Annotated in this window: 29 protein-coding genes; 15 read left to right on the forward strand and 14 right to left on the reverse strand. The window is 37.3% G+C overall.

Going from position 1 to position 26709, the window contains the following annotated elements:
- Positions 1 to 20: 20 nt before the first annotated feature.
- Both AC3WSK_RS03160 and AC3WSK_RS03165 read right to left on the reverse strand, forming a co-directional pair.
- The gene (locus AC3WSK_RS03160; protein WP_079559864.1) at positions 21 to 284 is read right to left on the reverse strand and encodes a PTS sugar transporter subunit IIB; all 264 of its coding nucleotides are present in this window, start codon (positions 282 to 284) and stop codon (positions 21 to 23) included.
- Entirely contained in the window at positions 284 to 739 is a 456-nt protein-coding gene (locus tag AC3WSK_RS03165; RefSeq protein WP_079559865.1) for a PTS sugar transporter subunit IIA, read from the reverse strand. Before AC3WSK_RS03165 ends, AC3WSK_RS03160 begins: the two co-directional genes overlap by 1 nt.
- 402 nt (positions 740 to 1141) lie before the next feature.
- Between AC3WSK_RS03165 and AC3WSK_RS03170 the strand changes: the two genes are divergently transcribed.
- The 3 genes from AC3WSK_RS03170 (at position 1142) to AC3WSK_RS03180 (ending at position 3878) form a co-directional block, all read left to right on the forward strand.
- The gene (locus tag AC3WSK_RS03170; protein WP_079560349.1) at positions 1142 to 2467 is read left to right on the forward strand and encodes a M48 family metallopeptidase; all 1326 of its coding nucleotides are present in this window, start codon (positions 1142 to 1144) and stop codon (positions 2465 to 2467) included.
- A gap of 95 nt (positions 2468 to 2562) precedes the next feature.
- On the forward strand, positions 2563 to 3378 hold the full coding sequence (locus tag AC3WSK_RS03175) for a YitT family protein (protein ID WP_427482909.1): 816 nt from the start codon (positions 2563 to 2565) through the stop codon (positions 3376 to 3378).
- Between the two features lie 131 nt (positions 3379 to 3509).
- Positions 3510 to 3878 (forward strand): MmcQ/YjbR family DNA-binding protein, encoded by a 369-nt coding sequence (locus tag AC3WSK_RS03180; RefSeq protein ID WP_427482907.1) that lies wholly within the window; start codon positions 3510 to 3512, stop codon positions 3876 to 3878.
- Between the two features lie 224 nt (positions 3879 to 4102).
- On the opposite strand, the gene AC3WSK_RS03185 is transcribed toward AC3WSK_RS03180, so the two are convergent.
- The 6 genes from AC3WSK_RS03185 to AC3WSK_RS03210 form a co-directional block, all read right to left on the reverse strand.
- A complete protein-coding gene (locus AC3WSK_RS03185) occupies positions 4103 to 4444 on the reverse strand; it encodes a GIY-YIG nuclease family protein (RefSeq protein WP_079560350.1) in 342 nt (113 codons plus the stop codon).
- A gap of 16 nt (positions 4445 to 4460) precedes the next feature.
- Positions 4461 to 5216, reverse strand: a complete 756-nt coding sequence (locus tag AC3WSK_RS03190; RefSeq protein WP_427482905.1) for a DUF2087 domain-containing protein — start codon at positions 5214 to 5216, stop codon at positions 4461 to 4463.
- Positions 5217 to 5339: 123 nt separating this feature from the next.
- The gene (locus AC3WSK_RS03195; RefSeq protein WP_492414109.1) at positions 5340 to 6215 is read right to left on the reverse strand and encodes an ABC transporter permease; all 876 of its coding nucleotides are present in this window, start codon (positions 6213 to 6215) and stop codon (positions 5340 to 5342) included.
- Entirely contained in the window at positions 6215 to 7135 is a 921-nt protein-coding gene (locus AC3WSK_RS03200; RefSeq protein ID WP_492414108.1) for an ABC transporter ATP-binding protein, read from the reverse strand. Before AC3WSK_RS03200 ends, AC3WSK_RS03195 begins: the two co-directional genes overlap by 1 nt.
- 6 nt (positions 7136 to 7141) lie before the next feature.
- Positions 7142 to 7546: a DUF3021 domain-containing protein gene (locus AC3WSK_RS03205; RefSeq protein ID WP_427482899.1), complete on the reverse strand. Its 405-nt coding sequence runs from the start codon at positions 7544 to 7546 to the stop codon at positions 7142 to 7144.
- 1 nt (position 7547) lies between these two features.
- The gene (locus AC3WSK_RS03210; RefSeq protein WP_079559872.1) at positions 7548 to 7997 is read right to left on the reverse strand and encodes a LytTR family DNA-binding domain-containing protein; all 450 of its coding nucleotides are present in this window, start codon (positions 7995 to 7997) and stop codon (positions 7548 to 7550) included.
- 223 nt (positions 7998 to 8220) lie between these two features.
- Between AC3WSK_RS03210 and AC3WSK_RS03215 the strand changes: the two genes are divergently transcribed.
- Both AC3WSK_RS03215 and AC3WSK_RS03220 read left to right on the forward strand, forming a co-directional pair.
- On the forward strand, positions 8221 to 9249 hold the full coding sequence (locus AC3WSK_RS03215; protein WP_492414107.1) for an AbrB family transcriptional regulator: 1029 nt from the start codon (positions 8221 to 8223) through the stop codon (positions 9247 to 9249).
- 483 nt (positions 9250 to 9732) lie between these two features.
- The gene (locus AC3WSK_RS03220; RefSeq protein WP_139376936.1) at positions 9733 to 9930 is read left to right on the forward strand and encodes a hypothetical protein; all 198 of its coding nucleotides are present in this window, start codon (positions 9733 to 9735) and stop codon (positions 9928 to 9930) included.
- Positions 9931 to 10127: 197 nt separating this feature from the next.
- Here the strand turns inward: AC3WSK_RS03220 and AC3WSK_RS03225 are convergent, their stop codons facing one another.
- Positions 10128 to 10421, reverse strand: coding sequence for a hypothetical protein (locus tag AC3WSK_RS03225; RefSeq protein WP_427482894.1), 294 nt, complete (start codon positions 10419 to 10421; stop codon positions 10128 to 10130).
- Between the two features lie 259 nt (positions 10422 to 10680).
- Between AC3WSK_RS03225 and AC3WSK_RS03230 the strand changes: the two genes are divergently transcribed.
- From AC3WSK_RS03230 to AC3WSK_RS03245, 4 genes are all read left to right on the forward strand, one after another.
- Positions 10681 to 10821: an RAxF-45 family protein gene (locus AC3WSK_RS03230; protein WP_166672191.1), complete on the forward strand. Its 141-nt coding sequence runs from the start codon at positions 10681 to 10683 to the stop codon at positions 10819 to 10821.
- Positions 10822 to 10924: 103 nt separating this feature from the next.
- On the forward strand, positions 10925 to 12727 hold the full coding sequence (gene abc-f / locus AC3WSK_RS03235; protein ID WP_427482892.1) for a ribosomal protection-like ABC-F family protein: 1803 nt from the start codon (positions 10925 to 10927) through the stop codon (positions 12725 to 12727).
- The gene (locus tag AC3WSK_RS03240; protein WP_427482890.1) at positions 12720 to 13511 is read left to right on the forward strand and encodes a GNAT family N-acetyltransferase; all 792 of its coding nucleotides are present in this window, start codon (positions 12720 to 12722) and stop codon (positions 13509 to 13511) included. The genes abc-f and AC3WSK_RS03240 overlap by 8 nt, the downstream gene beginning before the upstream one ends.
- 340 nt (positions 13512 to 13851) lie before the next feature.
- Complete coding sequence (locus AC3WSK_RS03245) at positions 13852 to 14586, forward strand: hypothetical protein (RefSeq protein ID WP_349661158.1); 735 nt, start codon at positions 13852 to 13854, stop codon at positions 14584 to 14586.
- Between the two features lie 461 nt (positions 14587 to 15047).
- On the opposite strand, the gene AC3WSK_RS03250 is transcribed toward AC3WSK_RS03245, so the two are convergent.
- Positions 15048 to 16118, reverse strand: a complete 1071-nt coding sequence (locus AC3WSK_RS03250; protein WP_492414106.1) for a beta-propeller fold lactonase family protein — start codon at positions 16116 to 16118, stop codon at positions 15048 to 15050.
- Between the two features lie 341 nt (positions 16119 to 16459).
- Between AC3WSK_RS03250 and AC3WSK_RS03255 the strand changes: the two genes are divergently transcribed.
- A complete protein-coding gene (locus tag AC3WSK_RS03255) occupies positions 16460 to 16990 on the forward strand; it encodes an NfeD family membrane protein (protein ID WP_079559881.1) in 531 nt (176 codons plus the stop codon).
- 15 nt (positions 16991 to 17005) lie between these two features.
- A complete protein-coding gene (gene floT / locus AC3WSK_RS03260) occupies positions 17006 to 18571 on the forward strand; it encodes a flotillin lipid rafts scaffold protein FloT (RefSeq protein ID WP_079559882.1) in 1566 nt (521 codons plus the stop codon).
- Positions 18572 to 18623: 52 nt separating this feature from the next.
- Here floT and AC3WSK_RS03265 read toward each other — a convergent pair whose 3' ends face one another.
- On the reverse strand, positions 18624 to 19175 hold the full coding sequence (locus AC3WSK_RS03265) for a GNAT family N-acetyltransferase (RefSeq protein WP_492414105.1): 552 nt from the start codon (positions 19173 to 19175) through the stop codon (positions 18624 to 18626).
- 17 nt (positions 19176 to 19192) lie between these two features.
- Entirely contained in the window at positions 19193 to 20017 is an 825-nt protein-coding gene (locus tag AC3WSK_RS03270) for a methyl-accepting chemotaxis protein (protein ID WP_079559884.1), read from the reverse strand.
- Positions 20018 to 20303: 286 nt separating this feature from the next.
- Here AC3WSK_RS03270 and AC3WSK_RS03275 point away from each other — a divergent pair, with 286 nt between their 5' ends.
- Both AC3WSK_RS03275 and AC3WSK_RS03280 read left to right on the forward strand, forming a co-directional pair.
- Entirely contained in the window at positions 20304 to 21509 is a 1206-nt protein-coding gene (locus AC3WSK_RS03275) for an MFS transporter (RefSeq protein ID WP_492414104.1), read from the forward strand.
- Positions 21510 to 21639: 130 nt separating this feature from the next.
- The gene (locus AC3WSK_RS03280) at positions 21640 to 22281 is read left to right on the forward strand and encodes a peptidylprolyl isomerase (protein ID WP_492414103.1); all 642 of its coding nucleotides are present in this window, start codon (positions 21640 to 21642) and stop codon (positions 22279 to 22281) included.
- A gap of 67 nt (positions 22282 to 22348) precedes the next feature.
- Here the strand turns inward: AC3WSK_RS03280 and fabI are convergent, their stop codons facing one another.
- Positions 22349 to 23131, reverse strand: a complete 783-nt coding sequence (gene fabI / locus AC3WSK_RS03285) for an enoyl-ACP reductase FabI (protein ID WP_492414102.1) — start codon at positions 23129 to 23131, stop codon at positions 22349 to 22351.
- 635 nt (positions 23132 to 23766) lie between these two features.
- Positions 23767 to 24015 carry a ferredoxin gene (locus tag AC3WSK_RS03290; RefSeq protein ID WP_053584054.1) on the reverse strand — a complete coding sequence of 83 codons (249 nt, stop codon included), beginning with the start codon at positions 24013 to 24015 and terminating at the stop codon, positions 23767 to 23769.
- A 107-nt stretch (positions 24016 to 24122) separates the two neighbouring features.
- On the opposite strand from AC3WSK_RS03290, the gene AC3WSK_RS03295 reads away from it, so the two are divergent.
- Both AC3WSK_RS03295 and AC3WSK_RS03300 read left to right on the forward strand, forming a co-directional pair.
- Positions 24123 to 25151, forward strand: coding sequence for a YpbB family protein (locus tag AC3WSK_RS03295; protein ID WP_492414101.1), 1029 nt, complete (start codon positions 24123 to 24125; stop codon positions 25149 to 25151).
- Positions 25152 to 26594, forward strand: coding sequence for a RecQ family ATP-dependent DNA helicase (locus tag AC3WSK_RS03300; protein WP_492414100.1), 1443 nt, complete (start codon positions 25152 to 25154; stop codon positions 26592 to 26594).
- The last annotated feature ends 115 nt before the right edge of the window (positions 26595 to 26709 follow it).

The raw sequence follows: 26709 nt of genomic DNA on the forward strand, positions 1-26709 counted from the left end.
TTTTCAAAAAATTTAATCCCTCATAACAACGGTTTCAGCTTTACTTTAATTTCTGAAATACTCATCATATTAACAATACTAACGATGTGACCTCTCTCTTCGGGCAATTGATTGACAATATCTTCTGCACCAATATAAATATCCGCTTTCTCGGCCTTGGCAGATGCTAAATCTGTATGAGTTACTTCTGCAACTTTTCCAAGCTCGGTTAATGCTTTTTTTACATTCAGCTCCATAATAAAGCTACTGCCTAAGCCATTCCCGCACACTACTAAAATTTTCATCAAGATGACTCCTTTGCCACAATTTGTTGAATTTCTTTAATAATCTCTTCTTTATACTGGCAGGCTATGATGCTTTCGATTTGTTTTGGTTCTCGCAAAATCTTTGTTAAGTCAACTAATGCTTGTAGATGTGAAGCATGACCGGTCGCAGCTAAGACAATAATTAAGAAAACAGGTTTTTTTGGTCCAAACAAGACAGGTTTTTGTAAGCTTAATAGGCTCATGGCTAGCGCGTTAACTCCTTCCGTGGGCCGTGCATGTGGAATCGCTACTTTTGGTGTAATGACTACATAAGGACCGTGTTTTTCAATGGAATGAATCATTGCCTCAATATAGCGTGCTTCGATTTTATTCTGCTTTAATAGTGGACTAGCAGCTAAATGAATAGCTTCCTGCCAAGTATTTACAAAATTTGCGAGTTGTATAGTATCTTTTGTCAGTAACTCAGTTAGCAAGTACAACCCTCCCTTCATAGGGATAAATAATCCCCATTCCATGTTATTATTGTTGATTACGGAATTATTCATAAGAGGATATATTTTTATTTGGCAAAATAATAAATTGTAATTTTTTAAGTGAATATAAATGAGCATCTACTAGGTATTTACATGATGATCATCGTGAGATTTGTAAAAAAAATATAGTCTTAAAAAATTTGCGACATTTTGTGATTAAGGAACAAGCTATGAAGTTATAGCATTTGCATGACTTATCAAAGAAGTGAAGCAAAATATTTCTTGTTGGTGTGAATTATAATAGAAGGTAAATAAAAACAAAGAAAATTTTGTTCTAACTTTTTCAATTTAGCTTACACTTACTATAGGACGAACTTAGTGTTGAACAAGGGAGGAAATGACATAGCGAAAAAAATGGGAATTGTCGCGCTACTTATATTCGGTGTTTATGTGCTGTGTATGTATTGGTATATATTCCATAGCGGTGGTGGTACTATACCACGAGCGATGCAGGGGACAGCCGCAGATCCGGTGATGTTTATGTCTGAAAAAGAATTATATTTAAGTGGTGAATATTCGAAAATACGGAACTTCCTATTCTTTGTTGCTACACCTTTGGAATGGTTAGTCTTTTTCATGATATTAATAATGGGCGTATCACGCTATTTTGAAAAGGTAGCGACGTCACAAACAAAATGGAAGCTGTTACAAAATGCAAGCTACCTATTCTTATTATCATTTTTACTATATGTTGTACTATTCCCACTAAATTATTATCGTTACAATTTAAGCAAAACTTATGGTATTAGTACACAAGCATTTCCCTCATGGATGAGAGATAGTATTCTTGATTTTTGGGTTAACTTTGGCATGAGTTTAATTATCGTGTCTGTCCTTTACTGGCTTATCAAAAAAAGTGCCAAAAGATGGTGGCTCTATGCATGGTTTCTAACGATTCCATTCACAATATTTGTAATGTTTATTCAACCTGTAGTTATTGATCCTTTATATAATGATTTTTATCCGCTCAAAAATAAAGAGCTAGAGGCGAAAATTTTGTCTATTGCTGAACAGGCAAATATACCAGCAGAGCATGTATATGAAGTCAATATGGCAGAAAAAACAAATGCCTTAAATGCTTATGTAACGGGTATTGGCAGTAATTCGAGAATTGTGCTTTGGGATACAACGTTAAATCGTTTAACAGATAACGAAATATTATATATTATGGCTCATGAAATGGGACACTACGTTGAAAAGCATATTTATTTTGGTATTGCGGGATATCTTTTGCTGACATTACTAGGGTTATGGCTATCAGCGAAATGTTTAAGGTGGTTGATTGGACGTTACGGACAGGTATTAAAAATTAAAAAAATCGGTGATATAAGCTCCTATCCATTGTTTTTACTCATAACATCCGTTTTATTATTTGCTTCAAGCCCTCTGTCGAATTATATTTCGAGGTATCAGGAAACGAGAGCTGATCAATATGCGATTGCATTAACGGGTGATCGAGAGTCCGCAGTTACTGCATTCCAAAAGCTAACGATATCTGGTTTAAGTGAAGTAAATCCACAGTTACTCGTAAAGTGGTTCCGTTATACACATCCACCAATGCTTGAACGTATTTCTAAGGTAGCAGAGAGTGTAGAAGAGAATAAAGAGGAGCCTTTAAAAGAAGTGCCGATAAAAGAGGAGCAGAAAAAAGAATATCAGAAGAAATAAATGTCGATTTTTTAATTGCAATACTCCAGGTTTTTTGAACGAATAAGTTGGGTATTCTAAGATTAAAACTGTTCGTTAATGATAGGGGAATTGTTATGCGTAATATTGTCGTTATTACACTTTCATCGATATTAGTCGCCTTTGCCTATAACTTTTTGTTAATCCCACATGAGATTTTAAGTGGGGGATTAAGCGGGATTGCTATCATGCTTGGTATTATTACGCCTTTAAATACAGGGGTAATAAATTTACTATTGAACTTGCCTTTACTTATTTTAGGGGTCTTAAAGCTGGGGAAACAATTCATAGGATATACCATTCTTTCAGTAGTTGTTTTGTCAGCAAGTTTGTATATTATTCCAATCCATAAAGCTACCCAAGACCCAATTCTCGCCTCATTATTCGGTGGTGTTATTGTGGGCTTAGGGATGGGCATGATTTTTCGTGCGGCAGGTTCCTCGGGAGGTTTTGATATTATAGCGATGCTGCTAAGTCGCAAACGGGATTTTCCACTAGGTACATTAATCTCTGCGATGAACGGTATCGTTGTAGCTATCTCCGGATTCGTTTTTAGCTGGGATGCGGCATTACTGACGCTCGTATCGATTTATGCCACAGGGAAGGTTGTCGACACGATTCATACGAGTCATATTAAATTGACACTGATGATTATTACGAGCAAGGGTGAGGATGTCAAGCAGCAACTACTGGAAAAGCTTCATAGAGGTGTAACTATTATGGATGCGAAAGGTGCTTATTCAGGCGAAGGGCGAAAAGTTTTAATTACCGTCATTACGCGCTATCAGCTTGCTGAAGTAAAAGGGTTGATAAAAGAAGCAGATGCCAAATCCTTCGTCAATATATTGCAAACTACCGAGGTCATCGGCATGTTTGATAGGGGTATAAAGTAAAGGGTATTCTGGAAAATACGTTTATCTTACTAGAAGCAAATAAATATGTATTCCATCTACACACGTTGTGAATTATAATTAATATAATCGAACGTGTGTTTTTATATTTTTAAAGGGAGTGGGGTTAAATCATGAACAAAGAAACAATTCACGCATATTGCTTAAAGCTTCACGGAACAACGTATGATTACAAAGAAGAATGGCAGGCGGATCGCTATCATATTGGGGGTAAAATGTATGGGATGATGGGCGGCGATGCTACTGGTAGACCGGTACTTACGTTGAAATGTGAACCGATTCGAGCTGAAGAGTTGAGAGAAGCCTATGAAGGTATTATTCCAGGCTACTATATGAATAAAACACATTGGAATTCAATTTATATGGATGTAGATGATGTACCTATGGATTTAGTTGAAAATTTAATCAAATATTCTTATGAGCTAGTTTTCGGAAAGTTAACAAAAAAAGCTCAACTGGAAATTCAGTTATTGAAGAATTGAAGTGATAAATACCGGTGCGTCAAAGTAATGCCCTAGGCAAAGGAATGGGTGTAGAATCAGCGAAGAAATACTCCGATCCAGCCGATATTTACTCCACCGCCTAAAAGGAATAGGTGAATACCCGTGCGAACCAACACTATATATGAAATAAAAAAAGAATCTGTAAGTTTCTCCAGCTTAACTGCGAAAGAAAGCAGATTCTTTTTTGTAGCTTCCATGCATACTTAGTTATACCCTAGTTCACCAAATGGCTGCAGCTTGTCGAGCCATTTTTGTTCTAGTTTTTCTAGCTCTTTTTTGGCATCGAAATAACCTTCTTCTTTTTTCTTCAAATATTCCACAACTTCAATATCAAAAGCATCGTTGCCGAAAGTGTTGTAATCGGCTTGTAGCTCTTTATTAGTATGTGTATTTGTTTTTAACATAAACTGAAAGCCGTTTAAGCGTTTTAAATTATTGAAGCTACCTACAAACACTTTACCATTTTGTTTATTGGTCATTGTGAAAACACCAGCTTCAATTTTTATTTCTTTATACAGTTCCTTTAATTCTTTTTTATGGTCCATTGGTAACCCTGCTTTCTTATTTTTTGATCCAGTAAGCACTGCCATCCTCTTTTCGATCCATGAAGCCATATTCGATTAAATAGCGACGTATTTGCACATAGTCCTCATATATTGGTTGAATCATTTCGTTTAATTCTTTTTCTGAATAATGTGTTGTTTCATCGAAAATCTTTGTGATTGCACGGAGGATGACAATTTTGTGCTTTTCACGTTTTGGGAAGCGGACAAGCTCCTTGCCGATGCCGTTTGGAAAGTACTTTTCAAGTAATTGCTGTTCTTCAGAAATTGTAATGTTATAGCGATCGTCGACCATCGTTGCCGTTTTGTGGATAGGTACAAAGCTATCTTCCTTTTCATTTTGTTCTTTTAATAGCTCCATCATTGCAAGAAAGGTTTTCGCTTGACGTTCCTTTTCTTTAAGAGTAAAGCGATGGTGACGTATCGTTGTTGCACTACCAATTTCCAGCTCTTCTTTAATTTCTTGATCGGTTTTTCCTTCATAAAATAAGCGTAAAATATGACTTTGATGATCAGTTAGACCTGTCATTTTTTTATGAAGGCCGTTTAAATAATGAAATACTGATTGATGTGCAGCAGTAATATGATGTTGCATAAATTTTTCTGCCTCGAAGAGAACGCCTTCATGTGGATAAATAATACCCTTTTCAATTTTTTCTCCGCAAAGTAAACAAGTGAAATGTGTTGCTTCATCATGGTAGCCTTTTTTTATGTCATGGATTGAAGCTTGCCAAAATAATTCATTTACATCCATTGGATATCCTCCTAAAAAACAAACGATTTATAATTTTGTTTGCTTATTTATTATTAAGATAACAAATTGTTTAGGAGAAATCAATAAAAAACACATCGTTTTGTAAACGATGTGCGAAAATGTTTATTTATTTTTCTTTTTAAAAATAATGATAGATAAGATGGCTAGTACAATAATTGTTACGACAATAATGATAATGCTTGTTGAGGTACTTAGTATATTTCCGTGAAGGTCATAGACAATCCCATACATTATTTTATAATCCTCTACCTGTGAAGCAGGCGCACCTTCGAAAACCTTGGAAATTGAGTTGTCCATAAAGGCATTACGTAGTAGTAGCGTTGTATGACTGATAGGGAAATACATAATAAGATTTTGAGCAAAGGATGGAAGTGCACCAACAGGTACATAAACACCACAAAAGAAACCGAGTGCTGTACCGACGATTGTACTAAGAGTTGAAAATGAATGTTGGGTATTAGCAAGTAATACAAGGAACAGGTTAAAAACACTGGCCAGTAACACAGATATAAATAGTAATCCTACTACTATGATGAATGCCTCAAAGCTTAATAGCTGACCGCCAGTTGTTGCGATAAAAATTTCACAGCCAATAAGGGCGATAAAGGAAAAGATACAGCCAATGATAAAGGCATTTAATACATAGCTAAATTGAATGGTTGCTCGAGAGATCGGTGCTGTTAGAAAATCAGCTTGCGCTTTTGATTCAAGGTCCTTAACAGCAATTCCATAAGCGGCAAGTGTAGTCGAAACAGCTGTCATCGAGAGTAAACCAGCGACAATCCATTCATTGACCATCGTTACCAATTCGGGAGTAGACTTTGTCACTTGTTCTATTGCATTTACTTGCATTTTTTGAAGAAATACTGCGTAAAGGATAATGACGATAATGACGGAAAGCAGCGAGTAAAAGACTTGTGTTTTATCACGTCTAAAAACCTTGTTATTTCGTTGTACTAAGCTAAATAATGCTTCCATTAAGCTGCGCCTCCCTCGGCCATAATATGAAGAAAGACATCGTCCATCGTACCTTTGATGACTTCAAACGAAGCAATAAGCGACTCGGCTTGTTTTAATAGCGATAAAGCATGGAGTGTCGAGTCGACTCGGATGGAGAAGATACCTAGCTTTTCTGTATAAGAGATTGCATTGTCTTCGAGCCATTGTATTCCTTCCGAACTATTATGAAAAACAATTGCCATTGAATCATAGGCGTATTTTGTTTTAAGAGTATCTGGTGTTCCTTCTGCAACAATTTCTCCTTCTTTTAAGACGATGACTTGATGAGCGACAGCCGCTTCTTCCATATAATGCGTTGTTAAAAAAACAGTCATGTTTGTTTCGAGCTGAAGCTGCTTAATGGCTTGCCAAACGAATTGACGCGTTTGTGGATCAAGTCCAGTTGTTGGTTCATCTAAAAACAATATTTTTGGTCGATGGATAAGGGCTCGAGCAATATCAGCACGCCTTTTTTGACCACCCGATAAAGTCCCATACTTGCGCTTTTCTATATCAGCTAAATATAAATATGTTGAAACGAATTGATAGTTTTCGGTTAATTGTTTTTTCGATAAGCCATATGTTTTACCGCGGTGAAGTATATTTTCCTGCACTGTTAATCGTTCATCTAGTAAACTTTGTTGGAATACAACACCGATGGATTTTCGAATTTCCGCATTGTCATTGCTTGCATCAAGTGTATAACCATTAATGTTTACAGTACCGCTTGATTTTTTTAACAATGTACAAAGTATTTCAATAGTCGTTGATTTCCCTGCACCATTTGCACCTAAAAAGGCGAAGAGGGAACCTTGCTCAACCGTAAATGAAATATCTTTTACGGCCTGATGATTGCCATATTGCTTACATAGATTTTCAACTTGTATAGCAAAGGTCATATTGTTTTATTCCTTTCTTTTTTGAATTACTTGATTGATTTTTGCAATATCATTTTTCTGGATTACATAAATAATGCACCAAGCGAAAAAGAAAATAATAGCTTCGCTTATAAAAATAGACGTAATGCTTGAATGTTCAAACCAGCGCCCGAAATAGCCTGCAATCAACACACACAGCGTAACTGCAAGTACATGTAAAATAAACTGAGCAATAAAAGGTAAACGCTCTATATCAAAGATGATGGACAGCAGACCTATTACAGCTCCAAGTATGGCGGCGATTATTATTTGTTCAAGTAATTCCGGCCCTGTGATCACAGCGTTATTAGATATGACACTTAATGTTACTAAGACGTAGGAAGAGCTAAGTGATATGAGTATTCCAATTATCATCATGCGAATAAATTTCATATTATGAGTCCCTCCCAATACCTAAGTGATGTTTTAGTTCTTTTAAATATTTGCGACTAACATGGACGGACACATCGTTTTCTAAAATCAGTTCTGTTGTACCGATTTTACCCATTTGAATAGAGGCAATTTTGTTAATGTTGACAAGTGTCGATTTGCTGACTCTGGCAAAGTCTTTCGCTAATTGCGCTTCTAGCTCATATAATTTACGCTTCGTTTCGAATTCCTGTTCCTCTGTCTGCAAAAAAACTTTTGCACCCTCTGCATAAATGGAGTAAATATCCGAAATTTTTAGCATATGAATTTCCTGTTGAAAGTAGCCATCTAGCATCGTTGTTTGTGAAGTTTGTAGCTGCTTCATCAGTCGTTCAATTTGCTCGGTGTATTCCTTTGCATGTATATGAACCTCAGTTTCTTCTAGCTCACTATTGATTGTTAAATGAATTTTCATTGGAGGCCTCCTTTACATATCTCCGCTTGGAGAAACACTGAATCAGGTAATAATAATGTAGCATAGAAAATTTTGGCTTGGAGAAAATCTTGGATAAGAGGTTAAATTTTGTAGATAACAGGTTCAATTTGAACGTTATATGACCTTGCAAAAAAGTGATGATGTAGAAAAATAGGCAGGTTCACGGCATAATAGAATGATACAATCATGAGGGGTTGCTTCTATGTTTATTTTTGACAAGCACATGTTCATTACATTATGTATAGGGTTAACAGGTGCAGTTTTATTTAATTTATTACATATTCCAATGCCTTGGTTACTTGGAGCTATAGCAACGGTGCTAATAGTTCAGTTATCAACAAAAGTACAATTGAAATGGCATAAATATTTTCGTAATTTTGGTTTAATCGTTGCGGGCTATTCCATTGGTTTTGCGTTTACGCCAGAAGCGGTGCAGGATATTAAACAATTTATAGGAAGTATAATTGTTTTAAACGTATTATTTATTGTATTGTTTTTTGGTGTTAGTTATTTAGTGGCCAAACGTGCGGATTTAGATTTTTCGACTGCGTTGACTTGCTGTGTACCTGGTGGCATGTCCCAAGTTGTTGCCTTTGCCGAGGAGCAAGGGGACATGGATATGGTCGTGATTACGTTTTTCCAAATATTAAGGGTTCTTTTAATAGTCGGCTTTGTGCCATTAATGGTGTCAGGGGCTGGGGGAACTGGTGTAGTTGTCAGCGGAGCGTATTCATGGAGCTTAATAGGATTACTTGCTGCCTGTGGAGTAGCAGGTTGGCTAGCGCAAATGGCAAGAATTCCGACAGGCTTTATGCTTGGCCCGGTGTTTTTATTGATGGGTATCAATATAGCAGGGATTGACGTACCGAAATTGCCGTTGTCACTACTTCATATTGCACAGCTGATGCTTGGCATTTACATCGGGCTTTTATTGAAAAAAGAGGATTTACATTTATCGAAGAAGCATGTGTTTTACGCATTTGTATCGGCAGGTATCTTTATTGGTGCAGCTTATGGTTTAACATTTGTTATGAAGAGCTTTTACAGCCTAGATTTTCGAACAGGCTTTTTAAGTATTGTACCAGGCGGACTTGATCAAATGGGGATTATCGCGGCTTCCGTGCATGCAAATGTCACGATCGTCACCGCATTTCAGCTGTTCCGAGTGCTTGTCGTATCCGTTTTCCTCGTACCGTTTGTGAAAACGTTTGTGAAAAAAGTGAAAACGTAGAGTACAGGTGGATATCACCAGTTTATTGTATGGAAAATTTATGAAATATAAACACTGTATGTATATAAGTTGATCTTCGTCCTTAAAAGAAATGGGATGACGAATAAAAAAGATTGCCCATTAGATATTATCCTAATGAACAATCTTTCGAGCCACAAAGCCCTTACCATCTCTCCAGCACGTGCTATGTTGATTGATCAATGAGTGCCAATAAATTGTTTGATCAGCTAGCATGAATACTATCCTGCATAGCTTCCGCGTTTCACTAGCACTATGTTTTTGTGCTTGCGCTACTCGCTAATTCTTGCATATTAGCTGTAATAATCGCTATTCATCCAAACTCATTTAGAAATTTTTTGTTTTACACATCGTTTTATTATAAAACTTACTAAAACACTTATAAAAAGTATTACTAATGGAATGGATTGAATATTTAAAAATCCTTGAATAAAAGCAAGGGACCCTTTACTGGGGTCATCTGTTGTGAAGATGCCAATAAAGAATGAAATTGGAGCAACAGCTACATTAATTACTAAAGCAATACCGATGAAGAAAAATGAGAAACTCTTCTTTCCAACCGATATGATAATTACTACTACAATTAAAAATGCCAATACTAATACGAAAAGTTCTGATATATCTAAACACCTCTTGCCGTTAAAATATGTATATCTGAATTAATAATTCAAAGTATTTTTCATTATATATCATTGATCTATTATTATGTTAAAAAAGTTACTATCATAAGGCAATGCTTATAATTATATTAATACTATCCTTGCATAGCATCTGTATTTTTTACTGGTAATAAGTTTCGTGTGCTTGCGCTACTCACTAATTCTTGCATTGTCGCTGTGAAAATCGCTTTTATTTCAAACTCATTTATAAATAGTTTGGTTGACACCTTTCATTATAAAAGTTACTACAATACATATAAAAAGTATTAGCAATGGAATGGATTGAATAAATAAAAAGCCTAGAATAAAATCAAGTAATCCTGAACTGGGGTTATCTGTTGCCATAATGCCAAAAACTAATGAAATTGGAGCAATAAATGCATTAATTGCTAAACCGATAAAGAGAACTAAATAACCCTTTTTTCTAACCGGTTTGATACATCCTAGTACAATGAAAAAAGATGCCAGTACTCCTGAGAGGATAAAAATTATCAACTAAACACCTCTTTCTTTTAATAATTTAATTCAAAGTATTTTTCATTATATATCATTTATCTATTATTATATAAAAAAGTTACTATCTTTTTTGGTTTCATTGTTATAAAAAAGATAATAATAGCATCCTTATTAAATGATGATTCTTTATCTGCTTTAAAAAAAACGCAATTATCTTAAACTTTGAAATTTTTTCTTTTCCAATTTATCGGAATTATGGTATTATAAAGTTAACTATTATGAACGGAGGTGAAAAGGAATGAATAAAAACGCTACGAAAACATGTGTAAAAGTGGATACAGCTATGTATTTTGCACGTGTGATTACTTTCGATTTTGCGAACAACGGGATAGGTCTGTCCATTTTTAAGCAAAATCAAATATCAAACGTAGCGAATTAACCATTCTTTTTCACAAACTAATGAGGAAAAGACTGCTTGTTAATCGAGCAGTCTTTTTTGTGTCTAAAAATGTTTTTCGCACGTTTCTTTGGAGGAGAAAACGATGCAAATTAAAGCTGAGCAAATACAAAAAATTATTGGTGGAAATGTTTTATTTGAAGGACTTCAATTAGAAGTTAATACTGCGGAGCATGTTGCCATTGTTGGCGTGAATGGCTGTGGAAAAACGACTTTATTACAGTTACTAGCTGGTTCGGATACACCGGATAAGGGTCGAATCATAAAAAGCAAGGAAGCAACAGTTGGGTATTTACATCAAATTCCACATTATCCTACGTACTCAGTAAGAGCAGTACTGGAGGAGGCATTTGCGGAAATATATGCATTGAAGGCACACATGACAAAACTGGAGCAAGAGATGCTGTCAGCGGTAACAGATAAGGTACTCCAGCAATATGGTCATGTGCAGGAACAGTTTATGCTGCAGGGTGGCTATGAGATGGATGCCCAATTAGCCATGATTGCAAATGGCCTAGGTATTACACCATTACTTGAGCAGCGTTTTAGTAGCTTAAGCGGTGGGGAGAAAACAAAGGTGATGCTTGGGCAAATCTTGTTAAGCAATCCTTCTATTTTGCTATTAGATGAACCGACTAACCATTTAGATATGCAGGCAATTGAATGGCTAGAAAATTATGTCCGTAACTTTGTTGAAATTGTTATTGTAGTATCACATGATCGTCAATTTATGAATCAGATGGCTCACAAAATAATTGAGATTGAGGATGGAGAGGCATTTTCGTATGTCGGTAATTACGATGCATTTGTAGCGCAAAAAGAAGCAAAGGTTGAACAGCAGTTTGCTGAATACGAAGAACAGCAAAAGAAAATTAAAAAAATGCAGGAAACAATAAAGCGTTTAAAGCAATGGGCAAATGAAGCGAATCCGCCAAATGCAGGGCTGCATCGACGCGCAAAAAGTATGGAAAAAGCACTAGCCCGTATAGAGCGTGTGAAGAAGCCTACAACGAAAAAGAAAATGAATTTAGCTTTAACAATGGCTGAGCGTAGTGGTAAAGAGGTTGTACAAATGAAGGGCATTAGCCATACATTTGAAAAACCATTATTTAAGGAAAGTGATTTATCGGTTTACTTTGAAGAACGACTGGCGATTGTGGGTGACAATGGCAGTGGAAAATCAACGTTATTAAAAATGATGCTAGGTGAAGTAGAACCAAATGAAGGTGTTTGCCATGTCGGCAGTAGTGTTAAAATTGGCTACTTATCGCAACAGTTTGAGCATAAAAATCCTGCCATTCGTTTAATAGATGCCTTCCGTGAGACCGTCTCTGTGTCAGAGGCTGAAGCACGTCATATTCTTGCTCAGTTTTTATTTTATGGTTATGACGTCTTTAAAAAAGTGAAGGATTTAAGTGGCGGAGAAAAAATGCGCTTACGTCTAGCGCAGTTAATGCATGAGGATATTAATTTATTGATACTGGATGAGCCGACTAACCATTTAGATATTGAAGCAAGAGAGGTATTGGAAGATACACTGGAATCCTTTGAAGGGACTATTATTGGTGTTTCGCATGACCGCTACTTTCTACAAAAGATTTTTACGAAAGTTGCATGGATTGAGCATGAAACGATTCAAGTGTTTGAAGGGGATTATGAATGGGCAAGACAGAAACGTCGCTTAGAAATAGTAAATGAACCAGTTATAAAAGAAGCTCCTGAAAAGATCTACGCGACTAAAAAAGAGATATCCATTGAAGAACAAATTGAAAAGCTTGAAATGAAATTAAAGGAGCCACTACTTGCTAAGGAGCAACGTCAAAAGCTTGAACAGCAGTTAGAGGGTTTATATGAAAGATGGATTGAGGGAGGAACAGAGCATGCATAAAATTGAACATATCATGCAGTTAGATATTGATTATATTAAAAGTTTTAGTGAGATAGAAACATGTAAGGAAGGAGTATTATTTTATAATAAGGAAATGCCAACCTATTACGACGCCAATCATGCACACATTTGGAAGAAGATAACCGAACCAGATATGTTTTTAAAGGAAATCAAGAATTTCTATCAGTCGAAATCTCTTATCCCTAGATTGTATTTATACAACGTGGAGGAAAATCAGTCATGTATAGAGGCATTGGAGCATCATGGCTTTCAATATGAAAGTTTTACAGATGATGTACAGTGTTGGAATGGTGAATACGCGCAATTATCTCATAATCCAGCCATACAAATTGAACGTGTAACAGATGCCAATATGGAGGAAGCATTAGCCGTTGAAATGAGTATTTCTACATTTGGGGAGCCTGCATTAATCAAACAAGCTTTTGAGAAAACCTATCATTCTCCGCATTTTACGTATTATTTATTAAGAGTGGATGGCAAAGCATGCTGTACTGCCAATATTTTCATCTCAGGGAATCAAGGGAGAATTGAGAGTGTAGCGACGGTTGAAAGTTACCGAGGACGAGGATTGATTGGATATATTCTGCAACACATTCAGCGAGAGTCGGTAAAACAGGGGTTAGAATATCTCTGGATCTTGCCAATCAATGAGCAGGTTGCAAAGGTCTATGACAAGGCAAATTTCAAGTCAATAGGTAAATTAAAATCGATTCATGCCTTTACTGAAGGAAAAAGCATTCATCAAATACGACAAGATGCTTAATTAGGATGAAAAATAAAAATGCTAGGTTCTAATTTGGGAGATCAATTAGGAATGTCTATTAGTCGTGCAAGGCGAGAGCCCCTTTTAGGGGGAGACAATTGTGCTTATTTTAGTCGTAGAATATGTTTCAAACCACGTGAGAACAGCTTGTAAAAGATAAAGTGGTAAAATCGCCCGTTTAATAAATATTGCAATCCTGAACAGTAACGACTACTCGGAATTTTCTGATAATTGTTCAAAAGAAGGATTTTTAATCTTTAAAAGTTTTTTACTTGAAAAAATAGCGTATTCGATTTATTGTCTTTAGAGATACTTGTTTAATGGACTTGGAGGATATGGAATGCACGGAATTTATATACGCTATAATGTCTCAGAAGAAACCTCAGCAGCACAATGGCCCAAAAAAATGGATGCATTTGCGTATGTTCAACGAGGAAAGCCACAACAAGATAATGACAACTTGCTGTCGATGGAAGAGCTAAAAAGCCACGCAATTCGCTATATTAAAAGCTTAAAAGACAATGCAAGTGATCATTTAGTAGAGCAACGCAACGGTGAAATTGAACACTTTGATCGACGCTATATAGAATCCTTAAAGTTAAAGGAAAGCATCGATTCACAGCTTATTAATCTAGAAGAAATTCGTCTACTTTTACAGTTAATGAATGTACTAAATTTATCACATGGTTTTGGAGAAAATGCTGGGAAGCTACTACGTCAAATTACCCCATATGCAAAAGAGGTAGAGCATCCAACATTCCAAACAACTCGTGTTGAGCGACATTTTTATTCAGAATTAATAGAACAAATTGAAGCTGTATATGCACGAATTATGCGTCAACACAACCCATCAACGACTGAAATGCAGCAATCAGAAAAGCTATGGACAACAGTTTGTGAGCAAGCTATAGAAAAGGTAGAATCACGAATTGAACGCTTGTCTTCTATCAAATTAAAGCATGAGAAAAATTTGCTAGAGTTTAATCAATTAAAACAGCAAAATATCGATGCAAAGGAACGCCTAGATATTGCTGTCAATGATCTCGATGCTATTTTAAATGTATTAGAATCTTAAAGGCATTGTGAATGTCTATATAATTTGTTTTGAGTGGGGGTAGCTATGAGCTAGCCCCACTTTCCATAGCGAGGTCAAATATGTCAGATTGACTCAGAAGAAATACCTATATATTTAGAAGGTAGTGAACAGCAAGGGACTGATAATCGATAGGTGAAACACATAACAATATCAAAAAGACATACTTCAATTGCGCAAATGGCAATAGAAAGTATGTCTGCTTTTAAGCAGATGAACTAGGGATGCTTGTTTTAACTTCTTTCAGCAAATGTCTTTGGTAGCGTCAACTACAAATGTCTTTTGTGCCGATAGTGAAGCTCCAGGTAAAGAAGTCTACCGCCTCTATAAGTGGTGAGATGAATGTGGATTTAAGTTACTTTTCAGCGGGTGTTTAAACACCCGCTGAAAGAAGTTAAAGTCGATTCCGGATGCAATTATGCCGAGGTATATTTGATTTAACTCTAGAGCTCCGAAACTAGGCAGATTGTCCCTGTGTCTATGCCAGTTGGACCATTAAACCCTGGAATTGTATCGATTACTGTATTTGTTTCAATGTCTATGACAGAGACAGTATTGTCAAGTTGATTTGTGACATAAGCAAGTGTACCATCCGGCAAGATAGTTACTTGGTCAGGAGATAACCCTACTGGAATTATATCAACCACAATATTTGTTACTGTACTTATGACAGATACAGTATTATTACCTTTATTTACAATGTAAACAAATGTTCCATCAGGTGTAATGGCTGTTCCAACAGGTCCTGTTCCCACAGGGATTGTAGTAAATACCGTATTTGTAGATGCTACAATTACAGATACGTTGTTACTACTTTCATTTGTAACGTAAGCAAATTGTCCGTTCGGTGTGAAAACGATTGATCTTGGGCGAGTTCCCACAGGGATTGGAGGACCAACCGTGGAATTTGTTGCTGTATTTATAACTGATATTGAATTTGAGTTTTCGTTCGCAACGTAAGCAAACGCACTATCCGGAGTAAAAGCTATGCCCTGAGGTTGGAGCCCTACTGGAATAGTGGCAATTACGGTATTTGTAGCTGTGCTAATGACAGATACAGAGTTAGCTCCAGCTCCATGATTTGATACATAAACAAGTGTTCCATCTGGTGAAACCGCTACACCAAGAGGTTGAAATCCTACTGGAATGGTAGTGACTACAGCGTTTGTTGCAGTATTAAAAACCGTTACATTATCAGAGAAGAGAGCTGGAACATAACCAAATGCTCCATCTGGTGTAATCGCTACTTCTAGTGGAGCCGTTCCTACTGGAATGTCAGCGACTATCGTATTTGTCGCCGTATCAATTACTGATACCCTTTTATCAGGAGTAGCTAACTGACCAGCGTCTGTAACATACACTAAAAAATGACAAGGTGGAGTTGGTGGTGGCTCAGGTATAAATGGTGGCTTACAACGACAAGGGCAACAAAAACCACAACAATGACAACGACAACTTGGGTTTGATCTAAACTTGAACCTGAACGTTTTATTATTTTTATGTTCGTTTTTCACGATACACACCCTTTCTATCATATATTGACACTATATGCAAATAGATTTATGTTGCTTGTGTGTTTTACCTAAACCAAATATTTCTGTGTCGAAAGGTTGGTCATATGAGTTGCCGAGCATTCTTCGAAGGGTTCTTTAACCACATTAATGTACTAGAATATAAGAAAAGTATGTCAGCCGATTGGAGCTTCTAAATAAAGCTAATCAGGGACATGCTTTTTATTTTGTAAAGAACATATTTCGCAACCTATCATTCAAAATTAAGAAAATATAAAAAATTACGAAACCTTTTGTAAGTTGCATCCGTATAGTAGGTAATACAATGAAAAGGGGTGAACAACTTGACGCTATTTGGCTATTCACTCGAGCAGATCTTTTTAGTGGTATTAATTTTCGGGGGTCTTGCAACTCTTTTAATTATGTTTTTTGGTGATGCTGTCGAGGGCATTGGAGAGGGGCTACCGATTTTTAATCCGAGTGTCATTCTATCTTTCATTACGTTGATGTCAGCAACAGGGTTTATTTTAGAAAAATTAGCCTTCTTCCCTAGCGTTTGGAACATTGTTGCTGCTTGTATCATCGGAGCTATTTTAAGTGCACTATTTTATTTATTCGTTCTTGTTCCGCTACGATCGGCCGATGTTTCTTTAGCTTATACGGAAGAATCGCTTGGTGGCCAGTTAGGAAAGGTCATTGTCCCAATCCCGACAGACGGTTTTGGAGAAGTAGTTATTGAAACGACTAGCGGTATGATTTCGAAGCGAGCAACAGGTTTTGACAATGAGGCTATCGATTACGATACGACAGTACTTGTTGTAGAAGTAAAGGAAGGAACACTTTTTGTGAGATCTTATGATAAGAAATTTTTATAAAGGAGCGATATTTATATGTCAATGGAGATTTTAATTGTATTAGGGATTGTAGCCTTTGTTTTAATCGCATTAGTTGCGCTTTATGTGACAAAGTATCGTACAGCGGGTCCTGATGAAGCACTGATTGTGACAGGTAGCTATCTTGGCTCAAAAAATGTACATAAAGATGAGTCAGGAAATCGTATAAAAATTATTCGTGGTGGCGGTACATTTGTATTCCCGATTTTCCAGCAAGCACGGCCATTAAGCCTATTATCTAGTAAACTTGATGTGACTACACCTGAAGTGTATACGGAACAAGGCGTACCGGTTATGGCAGATGGAACAGCAATCATTAAAATTGGTGGTTCTATTTCTGAAATTGCTACGGCAGCAGAACAATTTTTAGGGAAGCAAAAGGATGAGCGTGAAAATGAGGCACGTGAAGTGTTAGAAGGCCATTTACGTTCAATCTTAGGTTCAATGACGGTTGAGGAAATATATAAAAACCGTGATAAATTCTCTCAGGAAGTACAGCGTGTTGCGTCTCAGGATTTGGCGAAAATGGGTCTGACGATCGTTTCGTTTACGATTAAAGATGTTCGCGATAAAAATGGCTACTTAGACTCGCTTGGTAAGCCACGTATTGCACAGGTTAAACGTGATGCGGATATTGCAACTGCAGATGCAGAAAAGGAAACACGTATTAAGCGTGCTGAAGCATCGAAAGAAGCACAAAAGGCAGAGCTTGAACGTGCGACTGAAATTGCAGAAGCGGAAAAAGAAAATCAATTAAAGGTAGCAGAATTCCGTCGTGAGCAAGATATCGCTAAAGCACGTGCTGACCAAGCATATGAACTTGAAACGGCTCGTGCAAAACAGGAAGTAACAGAACAAGAAATGCAAATTCGCATTATTGAACGTCAAAAGCAAATTGAATTAGAGGAAAAAGAGATTTTACGTCGTGAGAAGCAATATGATTCAGAAGTTAAGAAAAAGGCTGACGCTGATCGTTACGCTGTCGAACAAAATGCAGTTGCGGCTAAAATGCGTGAACTAGCACAGGCAGATGCGGAGAAATACCGTATTGAATCATTAGCACAAGCCGAAGCAGAGAAAATTCGTTTGGATGGTCTTGCAAAGGCGGATGCTGAGCGTGCAAAAGGGGAAACAGATGCGGATATTATTCGTCTTCGCGGTCTAGCAGAAGCCGAGGCAAAACGTAAAATTGCGGAAGCCTTCGAATACTATGGTCAAGCAGCTGTTCTTGATATGATTGTACGTATGATGCCAGAATATGCGAAAGAGCTTGCGAGTCCGCTTGGCAATATTGATAAGATTACTGTTGTTGATACTGGCGGTGGGGAAGGAAGCGGCGGTGCCAATAAAGTAACTGCCTACGCAACTAATTTAATGTCAACATTACAGGAATCGTTGAAGGAAACTTCAGGGATTGACGTTAAAGAACTAATTGAAAGCTACGCAGGGAAGCATACATTACGTCCTGAATTAGAGCAAATAGCAGTAGGCTTAGGAAAGCAAGCGCAAACTACAGATCATGAAATGCAAGAAGAAGTTAAAGAAACAGTTGAACAAAAATAAAATTTTAGCCGCCTGATATTTGTAATATCGGGCGGCTATTTTTGAGAAGCTTTTATTTTTCTTTCATTTGTTTCCATTCACTAGCGAGCATACCGTAAGCAACATGGTCGACATAATGATCATAAAGCCATTCTGCCGCTCGAATCGTTCCCTCTTTTGTAAAGCCTAGGCGCTCAGGGATGGCACGGCTTTTTTTGTTGCCCACAGCAGCACGGATTTCGACCTTATTGAGCTGTATATCCTCAAAAGCATATTGTAATAATGCCAGTACGGTTTGCGACATAATACCATGCCCTTGAGCTCCTTCACTGAGCCAATAGCCAATAGCAGCGATTTTATTGCTATGATTTATCGTGTTGAAGCCAGCGACGCCAACAATTTCATTTCGAAAAATGATAACAAGAGAGAGGCTACTTTTAGCTTCATGTCCTTTTATGCAGCCCTCTATATATGCTGTTGTATCGGCTATTTCTTTCGTGTAATCTAACCACGGCAACCATTCACGTAAATATGCTCGTGATGCATCTGTTAAGGCAAAAACAGCATTAGCATCTTCTAATTCGATAGTACGTAAAGATAATTCTGGATTAATAATAATTTGCAATGTTATTCCCCCCTTCATTATTTTAAAGCATCATGCATAAAGCCCTTCATTTCACGACTAAGAACTGTTAACTCCTCGATAATTTCACTGAAATCTTGAACGAGTTGAGCCTGTTCGTTTGTAGCGTCATTGATTTGCCCCATATTTTGCTTTAGGTTATCAAGGTTTCTATTTATATTTCTTAGGGATGCTTCAATGTTTTCAGTCGCGCTTGATGTTTCGGAAGATAGCTTTCTAACTTCCTGCGCTACGATGTTAAAGCCAGCGCCATGCTGACCAGCACGAGCCGCCTCAATAGAGGCATTTAAGCCGAGTAAATTGGTTTGGCGAGAAATGCTTTTTATTAAATCTGTAACTTCATTTGTTTTCTCTGAATCTTCAAGGGCGTGCTGTGCTTGTTTGTTAATTTCCTCACTTGTTGCTGCCAATTCCTCTGAATGTGAGGCGATCGTATGTACTTTGTCCTGTAGGCTGTTAACGATGCTATCCATTGTTCCCATATAATCCTCGAGTTTAAGTTCATTGTCGATTGGCAGTCCAAACGCTAGAGCTCCTACAACTTTCCCATTTTCACGGATTGGAAAAGAAAACGCATTGATGGCAACTCCGTATACGTCCTCTGGTATAACGACATCAGCATTTTTTCCACTAAAGGCAATGAAAACATTTTGGTCATTAGCATTTACCTTTTGACCATCTAGATAGCCTGAATCTACACGTTTGCCAGCTAAGTATTTTACAACTGTTTCACTTTCCTTCTCAACGACAGCCACGATTGCTTCTTCCTTTAATGCAAGGTGGATATAGGGTACTGAAAGGGCTAAAGCTTCAATAATCTTCATGAAAATTCCTCCAAATCTGTGCAACGAAAATAGTTTAGTCATCGGAGCCTAATTACCAATGATTGCTAGATGATTACTTTCACTGTAACACAATATTTGCCAACTCAAAATAGATAAAAACTAAATTTATATGTAGAAAATGTGACTATAGTCATGGATGGAGTGTCAAATGAAATCGTGCATACAAGAGATGATTTTGTCTATTTTATGACAAATAATCGTGAGTTTTGAAGATTATTGTATTAGAATAATAGTAGCATTGGAAGTACGTTAAGGAGAGAGAGAAATGGATTACATTCAAAAAGGGACAAAGGCGTTTCATAAAGCAAACTGGGCTTTATTTTTAGCGGGCTTTATTACCTTTGCCAACTTATATGTGACACAGCCATTATTGCCAACATTTGCGAAGGAGTTTCATGTATCACCAGCTATTGCGAGTTTAACACTTTCTGTGACAACCTTTGCGTTATCCATCAGTATGATTATTGTTGGCTCATTATCAGAGGCATGGGGCAGGAAGTCCTTGATGACGGTTTCTATTTTTGCGGCATCTATAATTACGCTTGCCCTTGCTTTTTCTCCAAATTTTGAAACGTTATTAGTGTTACGTGTTATACAGGGTGTTGTTTTTGCAGGGTTGCCAGCAATTGCGATGGCTTATTTAGGGGAGGAAGTGGATCCATCTAGTTTAGGTATAGCAATGGGCTTATACATAAGTGGTAATTCGGTAGGTGGGCTTAGTGGTCGAGTTATTATAGGGACATTAACGGATCTTTACAATTGGCAAGTGGGGATGATTGTACTAGGTGTTATCAGTCTAATGATTAGTGTGTTATTTATCTGGATGCTTCCTAACTCCAAGCATTTTACAGCTCGACCATTACAGATAAAATCATTGGCGACATCTCTTTTACAACATGTAAAGGACCCATCCATGCTTTGTCTTTTTGGTATTGGCTTTGTATTAATGGGGAGCTTTGTGACTCTTTATAACTACATTGGATTTAAATTGATGGCGCCCCCTTATAATTTAAGTGCCACAATAGTTGGTTGGATTTTTGTTATTTACTTAGTAGGTACTTTTAGCTCTGCTTGGTTCGGTAGTCTAGCTGATCGATATGGCCGTCAAAAGATGCTGTTATTGTCTATTGCGATCATGTTTACAGGGGCGATTTTAACATCAAATGGGCTACTTAGTTTAAAAATTTTAGGGATTACAATCTTTACATTTGGCTTCTTTGCAGCACATTCGATTGCTAGTGGCTGGGTAAGTAAACGAGCCACTCATGATAAAGCACAAGCTTCTTCTCTCTATTTATTTTTCTATTATTTCGGTTCAAGTGTTGGAGGAACGGTAGGGGGTGTGTTTTGGATGTACTTCGGCTGGGGAGGCGTTATTAGTATGATTGCGGTATTTTTAGTCATTGCATGCTTACTTTCATTTTTATTAAAGGGGATCATTACTAAACAACGCATTGTAGCAGGGCGCTAGGAACCTTATTTATTTGTGGAGGGTTATTGAGCTTATTTCCTTCATTTGCATGATCTTCATAAAAAATGATTTGTCGTAAACTATCTGATAGTATAATGAGTAGACTGGATATAAAGAGGAGTTGAAAGATATGTTTGCACGTAATAAAGGATTTTCTTTTGTCTTTGCTTTGCTGGCGGTAGTTTTAGTTTTGACAGGTTGTGGAGCCACTAAAGAAAAATCGGAAGACAATGTAGATTATTCATCAAAGGTGAAGGAAAATCCAATTGTGACGATTACGATGGACAATGATGAAAAAATCGTCATCGAATTAGAGCCTTCTACAGCGCCGAATACGGTAGCAAATTTTATTTCCTTAGCTAAAAAAGGCTTTTATGATGGTCTTATTTTCCATCGAGTTGTCCCTGATTTTATGATTCAAGGTGGAGATCCTTCAGGTAATGGTACAGGAGGACCGGATTATTCGATAGAAGGTGAGTTTACATCAAATGATTTTAAAAATGATTTAAAGCATGAACGCGGTGTTATTTCAATGGCTCGTTCAAATGATCCGAATTCTGCGGGATCTCAATTTTTCATTATGGTAAAGGATACTTCGCAACTAGATGGCCAATATGCTGCTTTTGGGAAAGTAATCGAGGGGATGGAAACAGTAGATGCTATCGCTGCTGTTGAACGAGAAGGTGAAAAACCAATCAAAGACCAACAAATGAAAAAGGTCGAAGTAGATACAAAGGGCTTTGATTACCCAGCTCCAAAGGTAATAAAATAACAGATTTATAAATCCGAAACAAAAAAGCATGAGAGATCAATTTTGATCTTCCATGCTTTTTTTGTATTTAACCCATAATATTGTAGCCTGCGTCAATGTAAATCGTTTCGCCTGTTACACCGCGAGATAAGTGAGAAAGCATCACGATTGTCATATCTGCTACTTCATCTTGTTGAACATTACGTTTTAAAGGAGCTGTTTCTTCGACTTTGTGTAAAATTGTATTGAAAGAAGGAACCCCTTTTGCAGCAAGTGTGCGAATCGCTCCAGCTGAGATTGCATTAACGCGAATATTATCTTTACCAATATCTGCAGCAAGATAGCGCATAGATGCCTCTAATGCAGCTTTTGCTACACCCATAACATTGTAACCATCAAGGACACGCTCTGCTCCTAAGTAACTCATTGTTACGATAGAACCACCTTCAGTCATATAAGGATGTGCGGCCTTTGCTGCTGAAATAAGAGAATAGGCGCTAGTGTCTTGCGCAAATGCATAGCCATCACGAGTTGTATTTAAGAAACGATTGTGTAAATCTTCTGCATTAGCAAACGCTACTGAGTGGACAATCCCGTGGATTACGCCTACTTTTGTACCGATTTCTTCGAAAGCGGCTTTTGTGCCCTCGTCGCTGTTAACATCACATTGTACGATCAGTGAATCAGATTGTCCGATTTTCTCTAATTGCATTTGTAATTTTTTTAATGAACGTTCTTGACGGTATGTGAAAATAACATTTGCGCCTACATCAAATAAACGTTTTGCGATACCCCAAGCAATACTTCGATCGTTTGCCACGCCCATTACGACAATATTCTTATCTTTTAATTGTAATAAATTATCCATCATCTAATAAGAACCCCTTTATGTTTATGAAATAATATCTGTTATTAGTACCAACTACTAAAATCTTATCATACATAAAAAATGGTTGCAATAATAAGATGAAAAGAGTGACCAACTTTACGTTGAAAAGTACAAAAAAATTCATCTCTACTATGTTAGAGATGAACCTGAAGGGGGTTATTTACATTTTTGCTGCAAGATTATTTAATTGATTAATCTGGTATAAGCAAGAATCTATACGAATCTATTAACTAAATTATGGATTATCACCAAACAAAACGTGTGGTTGATTTCCGTTCCGACTGGGCGCTTTGTAGCTGCCGCTTTGCTTTCGCTACAGAAAACAATTGTTGTTGCTGACGCTTTGCTTTCGCACAGATAAAACGTTTGCTGACGCTTCGCTATGCTACAGGGTCTCACGCCAACAGATGTTTTTTTGCGAGAAAGTGTAGTGGCAATATGGCGGCAGCGTCGATGTTGGCCGCGAAGGCGTTATCACAGGATATGATGATTTTCGCCTTCGATCCTCGATTGCTGATCCCAAAGGAGTCGCCCATTCTCCGCTCCAATCAACTAATACATGAGGAGATAAAAATAAAGGCACCCAGTTAAGGGTGCCTTTAAAGATACAATTAAAACTATTCGAATTTTAATGAGTCGCCATCGAAAGTCTCATCTGCTACTTTGATTGAGTCAGTTGGGCAGCCTTCGAAAGCATCTTGCATGTCTTCTAGTAGATCTTCTGGAACTTCAGTTGTTCCCATGTTATCATCTAAAATAACGAAGGCGATACCTTCATCATCATAATCATAAATATCTGGTGCTGCGGCTCCGCAAGCGCCACAAGCGATACATGTATCTTTATCAACAATTGTGTATTTAGCCATTTTTTTTCTCTCCTTTTACATGTTCCTATCAAAGCTTCATACTCATTTTAAAGATGTTTATCTTACATTTCAACATAAATACTATTAAATTGGAGGAATTTGCGTCTATGTTTCATCAAATTTTATTGCAAATCTTTCAAAAACTAAATAACGAACGAACTATTTCTGCTGCTTATCATGTATTAAGAGGAAAGCGCTCAGGTCAGACTATTCAAGACATTGGCCTATTTAAGTTACATAATTATTTTGGGTTATTACCTAAGTTACCTCGGAAGACATTTGATGAAGCTGTATCATTATTTTTGCAGTATAGTTGGTTAACAATACAAGAATCTGGTCACTATTCCATGAAAAAGCTAGGTTTACAGCGAGCGGAGCAGACGCCTGACTTTTTATTTGACGGATGGCACTATAGGGGAAATGAGCATATATTTTTTGCAAGGTTCTCGTTAATTGTACAAAGTTTATCTTATCAAAGTGCTGGGGTTCGTTCGTTTTCTCCTATTAGTAGGGATACGAATATTCAATCCTGGGTGCGAACTTTTTTAGTCGAGCATCACTATCAAGATGGACATTTACAGCAACAATTATTACAGGAATGTGAACAGGTACTGTCTGTGTTACCCTTGTTAGATGCTAATAAGCAACTCGTTCTCTATCGGTTAAGTGGTCATAGATTACCAGGGTGGACGTGGCAGCAGCTTGCTAGTCAACGACAGGAAACAGTTTTAGATTGTCAACTAGCGTTTATAGAATTGCTACATACGTTATTAAATGAAGTTCATCAGACAAATGATTGTCCCTTGCTCGGTAAAATAACTGAGGGATTAAGAGTAAAAGCATTATTAACTGATTCAGCACAGCAAACAGCACATTTATATGAGCAGGGCTATTCAATTGAACAGATTGTGCGAATAAGGAAATTAAAACAAAGTACAATTGAGGATCATTTGGTAGAATTAGCTATGAATGAACCGAACTTTTCGATTGGTCCTTTCGTCTCTTATGAAGAAGCGGAAAAAGTTTGGCAGGCATCGAAACATTATCAAACTAAAAAATTAAAAACATTGCATGAAGTAGTTGAAGGTATGAGTTATTTTCAGTTAAGGCTTGTCCTTGCGAAAGGAGAAGTATAAATGGAACTTGAACAAACGTTAGCAAAGTATTTTGGCTATACAACATTTCGTCCAGGCCAAAAAGAGGTCATAGAAGCAATTTTAGAAAAAAAAGATGTAATTGCTTTATTACCAACAGGAATGGGGAAATCACTTTGTTACCAGTTGCCAGGATATATTTTGCAGAAGCCGGTTTTAATTGTTTCTCCTTTGCTTTCTCTCATGCAGGATCAAGTAGAGGAGCTAAAACGCTTTGGTGAAAAGAGGGTAGTTGCCTTAAATTCATTTTTAACCGTAAGTGAAAAACGATATGCGTTACTTTTCTTAGAGCAGTTTCGTTTTATCTTTACTTCGCCAGAGATGCTTTTACAGCAACAGGTTCAAGATAAGCTTTCACAAATGCAGCTAGGTCTTATCGTAGTGGATGAGGCACACTGTATTTCACAGTGGGGCTTTGATTTTAGACCAGATTATTTACGAATTGGACAATGGTTTTCACAAGTGAATCGGCCACCTGTTTTAGCTTTATCAGCGACTGCGACGAATAAAGTAGTCAATGATATACGAGATACATTGTCGCTGGATACGCCATTTGAGTTTTTGTACAATGTGGATCGGCCTAATATTCATCTTGGGCGTGTTGTATTTGAGGATAGGGCAGATAAAGCACATTGGATTATGCAGCATGTTAAAGAGACTGCAGGACCGGGTATATTATATATGTCCTCGCGGAAGCGTGCTGAACAATATAGTGCGGCGCTTATACAGGCAGGTATAAGAGCGGCAGCGTATCATGCAGGATATATTGCTGAGGACCGTCAGTTTATTCAGCAACAGTTTATTGACGGAGAGCTCGACTGGATTGTGGCTACGAATGCTTTTGGAATGGGTATCAATAAGTCTGATATTCGTCAGGTCATCCATGAAACGATGCCTGCTAATGTAGAAAATTACATGCAGGAAATTGGCCGTGCAGGGCGTGATGGTCAACCAGCGCTCGCTATATTACTATATAGTGATGGCGACGAGGAACTTGCGAAATTTGTTGTAACAGGCGATTTGCCAACAGCTGGTCATGTTGATCGTTATCAGGAACTGCTAAATCAACAAGTACACCCTTCTCAAATGTTGAAAAATGGAGAACTAAGTGAGACCGCTTTTCGTGTGCTTGATTTCTGGCTGCAACAAGAAACGATGGAACAAGTGAAAGTGCGTTTAAATCATTTGGCACTAGAAAAATATCATGCTATCGATAAAATGCATAAAATGACTCAGACAAAAGACTGTATACGCACTAAGTTAGTCGGGTATTTTGGGCAAAAATTGCTGAAAAAACCGGAAAACTGTTGTGAAAATTGTGGAATCCATTATGATGAAATCAATAAGGTACGCTTGACGGAAGAGAAGAAAATAGAAATGATTCCATGGAAAAGTCGGTTAAAACAACTTTTAATTGGTTTATAGAGGCTTATCACCAAAAGTTGTGGATGATATTTGTTAAACGTATGCATATAAGTTGATCTTTGTTTCTACTGGGCGGCCGCTTGGATAAGCGCCACAGATGTGACACAGGGCAAGT

The organism is Lysinibacillus sp. EB271-A1-10B (assembly GCF_058791335.1).